This window comes from Cupriavidus sp. IK-TO18 (assembly GCF_015549295.1).
Classification (GTDB): domain Bacteria; phylum Pseudomonadota; class Gammaproteobacteria; order Burkholderiales; family Burkholderiaceae; genus Cupriavidus; species Cupriavidus oxalaticus_A.
In genome coordinates this window covers 216,472-228,065 of record NZ_JADGMP010000030.1, presented here as the reverse complement: position 1 = coordinate 228,065, position 11,594 = coordinate 216,472, and the positions used below count along the sequence as shown (strand labels likewise).

Sequence of the window (11,594 nt, the reverse complement as noted above, 5' to 3'; positions counted from 1 at the left end):
GGCGGAATCGACGCTGTTGATGACATGCTGTCGGCCGTTGAACCGCCTGGTTCCGCCCTCCTGGGCGGGTCACTTTTTGTCCGAGCGACAAAAAGTAACCAAAAAACGCGTCGCCTGAGCGGCTGGCTATCAATTTGGCGGCGTGGGTGGTTCGGGCGGCGGTGATTTCCGTTCGATATGGCCTAGTGGTTCGAACCTGCTACGCCAGGTGAGTTTGGGATATTGGCTGAGTCGAGCCACTATTGAACGATCCCCATGCAGGGCGTAGGCCGCCTGCTGCCGACGTCAACGCGGGGAACGCCTTCGGCTGCGCTGAGCGCGCTCAGTATCGTAAGGCGGATGCTCGGGCACGGAGTGCGTCGCTGCGCTCGCACAGCGCGGTCGTGGAGGACGTCGGGCCCGAAGCGCGGACCAGGACGTGGGCGCAGCCCTGCCTTTAGGGCCGGCGCGCAGCGCAGCCGTAGGCGTTCCTACCATGCCGCCAGCAGCAGGGGCCCGCCACAGCTCTGGGCTCGTTCAAACATCGCTTCAACGCCGAGCCACCGTGGCGCACCACGGCGTCAGCCAGTCCTGCTCTGCAACGAAGCAAAGCCCCGTACGAAAACCGCCGCATACTACGATAAGAGTGCCCGCCCGCAGGGCCGTAAACGCGCTTTTTGGTTACTTTTTGTCGCTCGGACAAAAAGTGACCCGCCCAGGAGGGCGGAACCAGGCGGTTCAACGGCCGACAGCATGTCACCAACAGCGACCACAGCGCCAAAACCGAACACCAATTCAACCCAAAATGCGAATCCTAGGCATCGACCCCGGCCTCCGCACCACCGGCTTTGGCGTGATCGAGAAACAAGGCAACAAGCTTGCCTACATCGCCTCGGGCACGATCAAGAGCAACGGCAACGAGAGCCTGCCGGAACGGCTGAAGACGCTTTACGACGGCATCAGCGAGATCTCCCGCACTTATGCCCCCGACTGCGCCGCGATCGAAAAGGTCTTCGTCAACGTCAACCCGCAATCCACGCTGCTGCTCGGGCAGGCCCGCGGCGCAGCGATCTGCGGGCTGGTCGGCTACGGCCTGCCGGTATTCGAATACACCGCGCTGCAGCTGAAGGTCGCAGTGGTCGGCTACGGCCGCGCCAACAAGGCGCAGGTCCAGGAGATGGTGACCCGCCTGCTGATGCTGCCAGGCCAGCCCGGCAGCGACGCGGCCGATGCGCTGGGCGTGGCCATTTGCCATGCCAACGGCGGCAATACGCTGGGCACACTGGCCGGCATGGCCCCGGAACTGGCGCGCAAGGGCATGCGTGTGCGACGCGGCCGGCTGGTCGGCTGAGCCAGCATCCCGAGTCTCTTACAATCAGGCATTCGACTTCCCGCAGGAATACTGAATGCCCACCCAGATTGATGTCCTCGTCCGCCCCGTAATGCTTGCCTTGCGGCGCTGGCGGATCCCGGTCACCGCGGCCGCTGCCGGCGCCATGCTGGTCGCCGGCTGTGTCACCGCGCCCCGGCCGAAACCCCATGCGCCGCCGGCGCCGGCCCCGGCAACAGGCACGCCGCAGCAGCCCTCCGCCGCGGAGAAACCGAAGGCGCTGGTCATCGCCCATCGCGGCGCCAGCGCGCTGCGCCCCGAACACACTCTGGCCGCCTACACCAAGGCGATCGAGGACGGCGCCGATGCGATCGAGCCCGACCTCGTCATGACCCGCGACGGCGTACTGGTGGCCCGCCACGAAAACGACATCACCGGCACCACCAATGTCGCCGACGTGGCGCAATTCGCCGACCGCAAGCGCACCAAGGTCATCGACGGCGAGCGCCTGACCGGCTGGTTCACCGAAGACTTCACGCTGGCCGAACTCAAGACGCTGCGCGCGCGCGAGCGCATCCCGCGCCTGCGCCCGGCCAATGCGCGGCTGAACGACCAGTTCGAGATTCCCACCTTCGATGAGATTGTTCGCCTTGCCGAGCAGGCATCGCTTCGCACCGGCAAACCCATCGGCATCTACGCCGAGCTGAAGCATCCGAGCTATTTCCGCGGCATCGGCCTGCCCATGGAAGACAAGCTCGCCGCCGCGGTGCGCGCCCAGCCTTACCTCCGCCAGGCACCGCTGTTCATCCAGTGCTTCGAAGGCGGCAGCTTGCGCGCGCTGCGCCGCACGTTCGGGCATGCGCAGCCCAACGTCAGGCTGGTGCAACTGGTCGGCAACCCGCGCAAGAGTCCCGCCGACTGGAAGCTCGCCGGCGACAACCGCACCTTCGGCGACATGCTGAATACGACTGGCCTGCGGGAGGTGGCGTCCTACGCCGACGGCATCGGCCCGGAGAAAAGCAGCGTCGTGCCGCGCGACGCCCAGGGCGCGCTCGCCGCGCCGACCGCGTTGGTCCGCCAGGCCCATGCCGCCAGCTTGTTCGTCCATCCCTACACGTTCCGCCCGGAGAACAGCTTCCTGCCCAAGGCGCTGCAGACCGGCGGCGACGAGGCCACGCGCAGCCCGTCGGGCATGGTGCGCGAGCTGGAAGCGTTCATCGCGGCCGGCGTCGATGGCTTCTTCACCGACGACCCGGCGCTGGGGCGCCGCGCGGTCGATGCAAATCGCTGAGGCGGCAAGATGGCAGCAATGCGGCCGCGAGGTACACTTGCGGCCGCTTCATCCCCTACCCAACAAGCCCAGACATGATCGGACGCATCGCCGGCACCCTCATCGAGAAGAATCCCCCGCACCTGCTGGTCGACTGCCATGGCGTCGGCTATGAGGTCGACGTACCGATGAGCACCTTCTATAACCTGCCGGCGTCGGGCCAGCCGGTCACGCTGCTGACCCAGCTGATCGTGCGCGAGGACGCGCACCTGCTGTACGGCTTCGGCACGGCGGCCGAGCGCAATACCTTCCGCGAGCTGATCAAGATCAGCGGCATCGGCGCGCGCATGGCGCTGGCGGTACTGTCGGGCATGTCGGTATCCGAGCTGGCGCAGGCGATCACGCTGCAGGAAGCGGGCCGGCTGACGCGCGTGCCGGGCATCGGCAAGAAGACCGCCGAGCGGCTGCTGCTCGAGCTCAAGGGCAAGCTGGGCGCGGAACTGGGGCATGCGCCCGGCGCCGCGGCGGTGCCCGACAGCGCCGTCGATGTGCTCAACGCGCTGCTTGCGCTGGGCTACTCGGAGAAGGAAGCCGCCTCGGCAATCAAGCAGGTGCCGGCCGGCACCGGCGTGTCCGAGGGCATCAAGCTGGCGCTCAAGGCCTTGTCCAAGGGCTGAGGCGTAGAATGGCGGGGTGTTTTCCGGGGTATCCCCCATCAGCGCCATGATCGAGACCGACAAGCTTTCCGCCCCCGCCCGCGTAATTTCCGCCACCCCCGCCTCGTCGCAGGAGGAGGCGTTCGAGCGCGCGCTGCGGCCCAAGCTGCTGGACGAGTACGTCGGCCAGGAAAAGGTGCGCGGGCAGCTCGATATCTTCATGCACGCCGCGCGCAAGCGGCGCGAGGCGCTCGACCACGTGCTGCTGTTCGGCCCGCCGGGGCTGGGCAAGACCACGCTGGCCCATATCATCGCGCGCGAGATGGGCGTGGGCCTGCGCCAAACGTCTGGGCCGGTGCTGGAGCGCCCGGGCGACCTGGCGGCGCTGCTGACCAACCTGGAAGCCAACGACGTGCTTTTCATCGACGAGATCCACCGGCTGTCTCCGGTCGTCGAGGAGATCCTGTACCCGGCGCTGGAGGACTACCAGATCGACATCATGATCGGCGAAGGCCCGGCGGCCCGTTCGGTCAAGCTCGACCTGCAGCCGTTCACGCTGGTGGGCGCCACCACGCGCGCCGGCATGCTGACCAATCCGCTGCGCGACCGCTTCGGCATCGTGGCGCGGCTGGAGTTCTACAACGCCGAGGAACTGGCGCGCATCGTCACGCGTTCGGCGCAGTTGCTGCACGCCAGCATCGATCCGCTGGGCGCGCTGGAGATCGCGCGGCGCGCGCGCGGCACCCCGCGTATCGCCAACCGGCTGCTGCGCCGCGTGCGCGACTATGCCGAGGTCAAGGGCGACGGCACCATCACGCGCGAGATGGCCGATGCCGCGCTGGCCATGCTCGACGTCGACCGCGTCGGCTTCGACCTGATGGACCGCAAATTGCTGGAAGCGGTGCTGCACAAGTTCGGCGGGGGCCCGGTGGGCGTGGACAACCTGGCCGCGGCCATCGGCGAGGAGCGCGACACCATCGAGGACGTGCTCGAGCCCTACCTGATCCAGCAGGGCTACCTGCAGCGCACGCCACGCGGGCGCGTGGCCACGGCGGCAGCCTACCGGCATTTCGGGCTGGCGTCGCCGCAGCCTGGCGGCGGCGAGTTGTTCGACGGGCAGTAAGGCGCGGCGACGGGGCGTCGGCATCAGCCAATTAAACGTTTTAATCTCGCGCCCCAAATTTTTTCGAAGTCGATTGCTGGCCCATGGCCCATTGTCCACAATGGCTTCATCGGCACCTGCCGGTGCCCGCCGATGACCGTCCAGTAGGCAGCCCAAGGTTGCCCCGCGGTTGCGGCGCCATTGTGAACCGGTTTCCGAACCTGCAAGGAATGCCATGAGCCGTCGCCTGCGCCGCTCCGCCTCGTCCCTTCTCGCCGCCACCCTGGCCAGTGCCGCATTGGCGCTGCTGGCTGCCGGGAACGCCAACGCCCAGCGTGCGCAGGGTCCCGTCGGCGTCGCCGAAGAAGCCGTGATCAGCGGCAAGATCATTGATATCGATCCCAACTCCAAGGCGGTGCTGGTGCAAGGCCCGCGCGGCAATGTGGTCGAACTGGTCGCGGGCGACGAAGCGAAGAACTTCGGCCAGGTGCGCAAGGGCGACATCGTCACCGTGACCCGGGGCGCGGCCCTGGTGGCATCGCTGGAGCCGCTCGACAGCAAGACCACGGCCATGGCCGAGCAGGTTGACCGCACCACGCGCGCCGCCGAAGGCGGCAAGCCCGGCATCGCGCGCGAGATCACCACCACGGTCACCGCCGAGATCACCAAGGTCGATCCGGCCAAGCGCCTGGTCACGTTCCGTGGACCGCGCGAGACGCTGCGCACCGTCAAGGTCGAGGATCCCGCCATCGACCTGAACCAGATCAAGCGCGGACAGATGGCCAAGCTCGTCTATCGTGAAGTGGTGGCCATCACGGTCAAGGCACCGGCGGCGGCCGCAGCCAACTAAACACCGTGCCGGGCGCGGTACTTTTCCCCACCAGGAGGTTACCTATGAATCGTCGCCACTTTGTTACCCGGGTTGCCGGCTCGGGCCTGCTCGTTGCCACCGCAATGGCGGCAGGCTGCACCACCACCGGCACCAGCGCCTCGAAAGACCCGGTCGCCAAGAAGCAGGAAATCGATGCCGGGGTGGACGGGGCGTTGAACCGGCTGTTCGCGGCCAACGCCGGCGCACGCGACCTGGCGCAGCGTGCGCAGGGGGTCCTGGTGTTCCCGCGTGTCATCTCGGCCGGCCTGGTGGTAGGCGGCGAATACGGCGAGGGTGCGCTGCGATCGAAGGGTGCGACGGTCGGCTACTACAGCACCACGCAGGCCTCGGTCGGGCTGACCGCCGGCGGGCAGTCCAAGGCCGTCATCATCATGTTCATGACCCCGGAGGCCTACAACAAGTTTGTTGCCAGCAAGGGCTGGACCGCCGGCGCCGATGCCAACGTGGCGGTGGCCAAGGTCGGGGCGGACGGCAGGCTCGACACCCTGACCAGCCAGCAGCCGGTGATTGCCTTCGTGCAGACCAATGCCGGCCTGATGTTCGACGTCTCGGTGAACGGCTCCAAGATCAGCAAGCTGGAGATCTGACGCGGCCACCCGGCTGCGCCGCTGCATCCGAAATTCCCGGCTTCGGCCGGGAATCTTCATTTCAGGCGGCCGCAGCAACGCTTGGACCGGTCCGCGGCAGGCACGACGGAATCCGCGGCCCGCTGGCATAATCGCGCCCAAAATACGCGCCAGCGCGTCCGACCGGGAGCCCCCATGTCCGCCGTCCCCGCCAGCACGACCCAACCGGGCCGCGTCTACCGCTACTATGACTTCGTCATGGTGGCGTTCGTCACCGTGCTGCTGTGTTCGAACCTGATCGGCGCGGCCAAGGCGGCGCAGGTGACGCTGCCCGTGATCGGCACGGTGACCTTCGGCGCCGGCGTGCTGTTCTTTCCGATTTCGTACATCTTTGGCGACGTGCTGACCGAGGTCTACGGCTATGGCCGTGACCGGCGCGTGGTCTGGGCCGGCTTTGCCGCGCTGGCGTTCGCCACCTTCATGAGCCTGGTGGTGCTAAACATGCCGGTCGCGCCATTCATGGCGGACTATCAGAAGAGCTTGCAGGATGTGTTTGGCAACACCTGGCGCATCGCGCTTGGGTCGCTGATCGCATTCTGCTGCGGCAGTTTCACCAACAGCTATGTGCTGGCCAAGATGAAGCTGTGGACAGGGGGGCGGTGGCTGTGGACGCGCACGATCGGCTCGACCCTGGCGGGCGAACTGGTGGATTCGTCGCTGTTTTACGTGATCGCCTTCTATGGCATCTGGCCGCTGGAGAAGGTAGTCCAGGTCGCCGTGGCGCAGTATGTGCTGAAGACCGGCTGGGAAGTCGTGATGACGCCGGTGACGTACAAGGTGGTTGGGTTCCTGAAGCGGGCGGAGAACGAGGACTACTTCGACCGGCATACCGACTTCACGCCGTTCCGCGTGAGGGTCTGAAGCCCTCTCCCGCCGGGCGGGAGAAGGAACATCCAAAGCTTCAAGGCACTCGCCGGTCCACCTCGTCCAGCGCCAGGTTTTCCAGGTGGCTCACGTCCCCCCACGCCGCCAGCGTCAGGTGCGAGCTGTCACTGCGCAGCCGGTTGACACTGGCATTGAGCAACTCATGCTGGCGCGGCGCTTCCAGCGTCATGCCGGTGGCCTCGCGGTACAGGCAGTCGAGCACGCCGCCGTGCGCGACCAGCGCGATGCGCTCGCCGGGATGGCGGCGCGACAGCGCCAGCACGGCGTCGACGGTGCGCTCGTGGAAACCGAGCAGCGATTCGCCCTGCGGCGGCGCGTAGTCCGGCACGCGCGCCTGCCAGCGGGCAAAGTCTTCGGGCAGGTCCTCGGCCACTTCGGCGTAGGTCTTGCCCTGCAGGGTGCCGTAGCTGCGTTCGCGCAGGCGCGCGTCGGGGCGGATCTGCAGCCCGAGCGCTTCGGCGAGCGGCGCAGCGGTTTCCATGGCCCGCGACAGGTCGCTGGAATACACCGCATCGATCGGCTCGCCGGCCAGCGCGGCAGCCAGCGCGCGCGCCTGGGCGCGGCCGGTCTCGTTCAGCGGAATATCGAGCTGGCCTTGCAGCCGGCGCTCCCGGTTCCAGGCCGTTTCGCCATGGCGGATTACGATCAGGTGGGTAAAGGCCAGCGATTGCAGCCCGGAGCTTAGCGACATGCCGATTCCTTCGGTTTCCTTGAAGCCGCTTACTGCGCCAGCTTGGGATTGAGCGTGTAGGTGCCGGTCAGGCTGGCCTGCGCCAGCACGTGGCCCTGGATCGCGTCGCGCACCTGCGCGCCGGTGAAGGTGCCATCCAGCGGCACGCGGTCGATGTCCAGCGCATACAGCGTGAACACGTAGTGGTGCAGCAGCGTGTCGTTCCACGGCGGGCACGGGCCGTCATAGCCGAAATAGTCGCCCTTCATGTCGGCATCGCCGGCGAACCAGCCGGTGTAGTCGTTGATGCCGTGGCGCAGGCCACCCGCGGTGGCGGTGCCGCCGGTGGCCTCGGGACCCGGCTTGCCGCGCGCGATCACGCCATCGCTGTGCGAGGCGGCCGCGATCGAGCTCAGGCCCGGCGGAATGTCGACCAGCACCCAGTGGAAAAAGTCCACGCGCGGCAGCGAGGCCGGCACTTCGCGGCCTTCCTGGTTGACGTCGTCGCCCTTGCTGGGCACGTCGCGGTCATGGCAGATCAGTACGAACGAGCGCGTCTCGACCGGCGCGTCTTCCCAGTGCAGGTCGGGATTGCGATTGGCCGACAAGGCCACGTGGCTGGCGGCATCGGGCACGCAGAAAGCAAACTCGCCAGGGATCGGCGCGTTGTCGTTGAAGGACTTGCTCCAGAGTTTCATTTGTCTCTCCTGTCTTGATGACGCGCCGGGGCGCGGCAGCTTGGGATCTGTCTTGCGATCTGCGGTCTGGCGCTCGGCATCAGGCCGGCGGCACCCGCAGCCAGAACGTGACCGGCCCGTCGTTGACCAGGCTGACCTGCATCATCGCGCCGAACTCGCCGGTCTGCACCTGCGGATGCGCCGCGCGCGCCTTCGCCACGAAATGTTCGTACAACCGCTTGCCGTCTTCCGGCGAGGCCGCCGGCGTGAAGCTGGGCCGCGTGCCGCTGTTGGTGTCGGCCGCCAGCGTGAACTGCGACACCACCAGCAGGCCGCCGGCATTGCCGTTGCCGTCCATGTCCTGCACCGGCAGGTTCATCTTGCCGGCGGCATCCGAAAACACCCGGTACGACAGCATCTTGGCAAGCAGGCGCTCGGCCTGCGCCTCGGTGTCGCCGCGCTCGGCGCAGACCAGTGCCAGCAGGCCGGCGCCGATCTCGCCGGTGGTGCGGCCCTCGACGGTCACGCGGGCCTGCGCGACACGCTGGATCAGCGCAATCATGCCCGCCGCCTCAGGACAGCGTCACGCGCGCGAAGCGGCGCTTGCCGACCTGCACGACGTAGGTGCCGGCGGCGACCCTGGTGGCCTTATCGCTGACCGTGGCACCGTCGATCTTGACACCGCCCTGCTCGATATTGCGGTTGGCCTCGGACGTGGACGGTACCAGGTTGGCCTGCTTGAGCAGCTGCGCGATGCCCAGCGGGGCACCTTCCAGGCTGACCGCGGGGATATCGTCGGGCACGCCGCCGCGGGCGCGGTGGTTGAAGTCTTCCAGCGCCTTCTCGGCATCGGCCTGGCTGTGGAAGCGCGCCACGATCTCCTGCGCCAACAGCACCTTGCAGTCGCGCGGGTTGCGGCCCGCGGCGATTTCCTGCTTCATCAGGTCGATCTCGGCAAGCGGGCGGAACGACAGCAACGTGTAGTACTGCCACATCAGGTCGTCCGAGATGCTCATCAGCTTGCCGAACATGTCGTTGGGCGCCTCGGTCACGCCGACGTAGTTGCCCTTGGACTTGGACATCTTCTCGACGCCGTCCAGGCCCACCAGCAGCGGCATGGTCAGGATGCACTGCGGCTCCTGGCCATATTCCTTCTGCAGCTCGCGGCCGACCAGCAGGTTGAACTTCTGGTCGGTGCCGCCGAGCTCCAGGTCGGACTTGAGCGCGACCGAGTCATAGCCCTGCATCAGCGGGTAGAGGAACTCATGCACCGAGATCGGAATCCCGGAGCGGAACCGCTTGGTGAAGTCGTCGCGCTCCATCATCCGGGCCACGGTGTACTTGGCGGCCAGCTGGATCATGCCGCGCGCGCCCAGCGGGTCGCACCACTCGCTGTTGTAGCGGATCTCGGTGCGGGCCGGGTCCAGCACCAGGCTGGCCTGGCGGTAGTAGGTCTGCGCGTTGGCCTCGATCTGCTCGCGCGTCAGCGGCGGGCGCGTGCTGTTGCGGCCCGACGGATCGCCGATGGTCGAGGTGAAATCGCCGATCAGGAAGATCACCTGGTGGCCGAGGTCCTGCAGCTGGCGCAGCTTGTTCAGCACCACGGTGTGGCCGATATGGATGTCTGGCGCGGTCGGGTCCAGGCCCAGCTTGATGCGCAGCGGCACGCCGGTGGCCTCGCTGCGCGCCAGCTTCTGCGCCCACTCGGATTCGATCAGAAGTTCGTCGCAGCCGCGCTTGGAGACCTCCAGGGCGTGCATCACCGACGGCGTCAAGGGGTATTTGGCCGCGGGGCCCGTGGAAACTTCAGTCATGACGTAAGTCTTTGAAATACATGAAATTTTAGGAAAGATTCCGACAGCCGCGAGCAGCGGTTTTTGGTATAATCCGCCTTTCCCGGCGCCAGCGGGAGCCTCCCCTGTGCGCCAACCGTCACCTGCCGCAGCCCTCGAAATGAATCGATGCCGCGATCCGATGCAGGTGACCCGATAAAGTGAACAGCACGCGCCGCACCTCGGGGGAGGAAGGCAGACGAGACACATCGTTGCAGCAGCGGTGCTCAGACCAAGGTTGAATTTTACGTGATGTGGTCAAGACTCCGCGAAGTTTTCGCGCGCGAGCTGGTGGTTCTTGTTGACCCAACCAACCCCCAGCATGCGCGCCGGCGCAAGCAACTCACTGCCTCGGTGGGTGCAATCTTTACGCTCGGCATGGCCGCGGCGATGGGCGTGGCACCGCGCAGCGCCTTCGACGATCCTCTCGCCCCGCGCACCGAGCAGCCCCTGCGCATGCCCGACGTGCGCGAGCAGCTCGACCTGCTGACCGACAGCCAGGCCGTGTACGTGCGCGAAGAGCGCATGCAGCGCGGCGACACCATCGGCAGCCTGCTGCGCCGTCTCGGCGTGGACGATCCCGATGCGCAAGCCTTTATCGTCAAGAACCCCACCGCGCGCGGGCTGTTCAGCCTGAACCCCGGCCAGGCGGTGCAAGCGGAGATCGACGAAAGCAACATGCTGGTGTCGCTGCAGGCCAACCTCGGCGGCGACGCCGCGGCCTCGCGCGAGCTGGTGATCGAGCGCGTGCGCGCGGCCACCGGCAACGGCACCGCCGCCTACAAGGCCAAGGTCCAGCGCGTCGACAACGACGTGCACTACGAGATGGCGTCGGGCGCGATTTCCGGCGCCGGCTTCTTCAAGGCCATGGACGCGGCCAACGTGCCCGACGAGGTCGTGCAGCAGATGCTGTCGATCTTCTCCGGCGTGATCGACTTCCACCACGATATCGCCAGCGGCGACCGGTTCCGCATCATCTATGAAGCCGGCTTCCGCGACGGCACCTTCGTGCGCAACGGCCGCGTGATCGCGATCGAACTGATCAACCGTAACCAGCTGCACCAGGCGCTGTGGTTCTCGCCCGAAGATGGCAAGGATGGCGCCGGCGCCTATTACACGTTCGACGGGCGCAGCATGAAGCGGCCGTTCCTGCGTTCGCCGGTGGAGTTCTCGCGCGTGTCGTCGGGCTTCGGCGGCCGCGAGCATCCGCTGCACCACGACTGGGCCCAGCACAAGGGCGTGGACTTCGCCGCCCCGACCGGCACCAAGGTGCTGGCCACCGGCGATGGCGTGGTCGAATTCGTCGGCCAGCAGAACGGCTACGGCAACATCGTCATCCTGAGCCATGCCAACGGCTACTCGACCTACTACGCGCACCTGTCCGGCTTTGCCGGCATGCGCCAGGGCCAGCCGGTGCGGCAAGGCCAGCTGATCGGCTATGTCGGCTCGACCGGCTGGGCTACCGGGCCGCACCTGCACTATGAGTTCCGCTTCAACGACGTGCCGCAGAACCCGCTGACCATCACGCTGATGGAATCCCCGCCGCTGAGCGGCAAGTCGCGCCAGGAATTCCAGACCTACACCAGCGGGCTGCTCAGCCGCATCAATGCGCTGCGTGCCTACAACGTGCTGACCGCTTCCAACTGACGCGCCGACCGTGACCCCGCCCGAGCCA

12 protein-coding genes are annotated in these 11,594 nt (G+C 66.9%); 8 read left to right on the top strand and 4 right to left on the bottom strand.

Annotation, left to right across the window (positions count from 1 at the left end; translation table 11 throughout):
• Positions 1 to 784 precede the first annotated feature (784 nt).
• The 7 genes from ruvC to IPF36_RS23635 all read left to right on the top strand — a co-directional run bounded on the left by ruvC (position 785) and on the right by IPF36_RS23635 (position 6,716).
• Positions 785 to 1,330 carry a crossover junction endodeoxyribonuclease RuvC gene (gene ruvC, locus IPF36_RS23665; RefSeq protein ID WP_133093737.1) on the top strand — a complete coding sequence of 182 codons (546 nt, stop codon included), beginning with the start codon at positions 785 to 787 and terminating at the stop codon, positions 1,328 to 1,330.
• A gap of 55 nt (positions 1,331 to 1,385) precedes the next feature.
• Positions 1,386 to 2,600, top strand: coding sequence for a glycerophosphodiester phosphodiesterase (locus tag IPF36_RS23660; RefSeq protein ID WP_240745921.1), 1,215 nt, complete (start codon positions 1,386 to 1,388; stop codon positions 2,598 to 2,600).
• A 74-nt stretch (positions 2,601 to 2,674) separates the two neighbouring features.
• Positions 2,675 to 3,256 carry a Holliday junction branch migration protein RuvA gene (ruvA, locus tag IPF36_RS23655; RefSeq protein WP_133093736.1) on the top strand — a complete coding sequence of 194 codons (582 nt, stop codon included), beginning with the start codon at positions 2,675 to 2,677 and terminating at the stop codon, positions 3,254 to 3,256.
• 46 nt (positions 3,257 to 3,302) lie between these two features.
• Positions 3,303 to 4,358 carry a Holliday junction branch migration DNA helicase RuvB gene (gene ruvB, locus IPF36_RS23650; protein ID WP_133093735.1) on the top strand — a complete coding sequence of 352 codons (1,056 nt, stop codon included), beginning with the start codon at positions 3,303 to 3,305 and terminating at the stop codon, positions 4,356 to 4,358.
• A 214-nt stretch (positions 4,359 to 4,572) separates the two neighbouring features.
• On the top strand, positions 4,573 to 5,187 hold the full coding sequence (locus IPF36_RS23645) for a hypothetical protein (protein ID WP_240745920.1): 615 nt from the start codon (positions 4,573 to 4,575) through the stop codon (positions 5,185 to 5,187).
• Positions 5,188 to 5,231: 44 nt separating this feature from the next.
• Positions 5,232 to 5,816, top strand: a complete 585-nt coding sequence (locus IPF36_RS23640) for a YSC84-related protein (RefSeq protein ID WP_133093734.1) — start codon at positions 5,232 to 5,234, stop codon at positions 5,814 to 5,816.
• 174 nt (positions 5,817 to 5,990) lie between these two features.
• Positions 5,991 to 6,716, top strand: a complete 726-nt coding sequence (locus IPF36_RS23635) for a queuosine precursor transporter (protein ID WP_133093733.1) — start codon at positions 5,991 to 5,993, stop codon at positions 6,714 to 6,716.
• Between the two features lie 40 nt (positions 6,717 to 6,756).
• Here the strand turns inward: IPF36_RS23635 and IPF36_RS23630 are convergent, their stop codons facing one another.
• The 4 genes from IPF36_RS23630 to tyrS form a co-directional block, all read right to left on the bottom strand.
• Positions 6,757 to 7,431 (bottom strand): histidine phosphatase family protein, encoded by a 675-nt coding sequence (locus tag IPF36_RS23630; RefSeq protein WP_133093732.1) that lies wholly within the window; start codon positions 7,429 to 7,431, stop codon positions 6,757 to 6,759.
• Positions 7,432 to 7,460: 29 nt separating this feature from the next.
• Positions 7,461 to 8,108: a YbhB/YbcL family Raf kinase inhibitor-like protein gene (locus IPF36_RS23625; RefSeq protein ID WP_135704462.1), complete on the bottom strand. Its 648-nt coding sequence runs from the start codon at positions 8,106 to 8,108 to the stop codon at positions 7,461 to 7,463.
• A 79-nt stretch (positions 8,109 to 8,187) separates the two neighbouring features.
• Positions 8,188 to 8,649 carry a D-aminoacyl-tRNA deacylase gene (gene dtd / locus IPF36_RS23620; RefSeq protein ID WP_133093730.1) on the bottom strand — a complete coding sequence of 154 codons (462 nt, stop codon included), beginning with the start codon at positions 8,647 to 8,649 and terminating at the stop codon, positions 8,188 to 8,190.
• A gap of 10 nt (positions 8,650 to 8,659) precedes the next feature.
• The gene (tyrS, locus tag IPF36_RS23615; protein ID WP_133093729.1) at positions 8,660 to 9,901 is read right to left on the bottom strand and encodes a tyrosine--tRNA ligase; all 1,242 of its coding nucleotides are present in this window, start codon (positions 9,899 to 9,901) and stop codon (positions 8,660 to 8,662) included.
• A gap of 270 nt (positions 9,902 to 10,171) precedes the next feature.
• Here tyrS and IPF36_RS23610 point away from each other — a divergent pair, with 270 nt between their 5' ends.
• A complete protein-coding gene (locus IPF36_RS23610; protein ID WP_133093728.1) occupies positions 10,172 to 11,566 on the top strand; it encodes a M23 family metallopeptidase in 1,395 nt (464 codons plus the stop codon).
• Positions 11,567 to 11,594: the final 28 nt, after the last annotated feature.

What these genes read in the sequence shown, in the direction of transcription:
- ruvA (WP_133093736.1), top strand. Translation starts at nt 2,675, where the DNA reads ATGATCGGACGCATCGCCGGCACCCTCATCGAGAAGAATCCCCCGCAC.
- dtd (WP_133093730.1), bottom strand. Translation starts at nt 8,649, where the DNA reads ATGATTGCGCTGATCCAGCGTGTCGCGCAGGCCCGCGTGACCGTCGAG.
- IPF36_RS23630 (WP_133093732.1), bottom strand. Translation starts at nt 7,431, where the DNA reads ATGTCGCTAAGCTCCGGGCTGCAATCGCTGGCCTTTACCCACCTGATC.
- IPF36_RS23660 (WP_240745921.1), top strand. Translation starts at nt 1,386, where the DNA reads ATGCCCACCCAGATTGATGTCCTCGTCCGCCCCGTAATGCTTGCCTTG.
- IPF36_RS23645 (WP_240745920.1), top strand. Translation starts at nt 4,573, where the DNA reads ATGAGCCGTCGCCTGCGCCGCTCCGCCTCGTCCCTTCTCGCCGCCACC.
- ruvC (WP_133093737.1), top strand. Translation starts at nt 785, where the DNA reads ATGCGAATCCTAGGCATCGACCCCGGCCTCCGCACCACCGGCTTTGGC.
- tyrS (WP_133093729.1), bottom strand. Translation starts at nt 9,901, where the DNA reads ATGACTGAAGTTTCCACGGGCCCCGCGGCCAAATACCCCTTGACGCCG.
- IPF36_RS23635 (WP_133093733.1), top strand. Translation starts at nt 5,991, where the DNA reads ATGTCCGCCGTCCCCGCCAGCACGACCCAACCGGGCCGCGTCTACCGC.
- IPF36_RS23610 (WP_133093728.1), top strand. Translation starts at nt 10,172, where the DNA reads ATGTGGTCAAGACTCCGCGAAGTTTTCGCGCGCGAGCTGGTGGTTCTT.
- IPF36_RS23625 (WP_135704462.1), bottom strand. Translation starts at nt 8,108, where the DNA reads ATGAAACTCTGGAGCAAGTCCTTCAACGACAACGCGCCGATCCCTGGC.
- IPF36_RS23640 (WP_133093734.1), top strand. Translation starts at nt 5,232, where the DNA reads ATGAATCGTCGCCACTTTGTTACCCGGGTTGCCGGCTCGGGCCTGCTC.
- ruvB (WP_133093735.1), top strand. Translation starts at nt 3,303, where the DNA reads ATGATCGAGACCGACAAGCTTTCCGCCCCCGCCCGCGTAATTTCCGCC.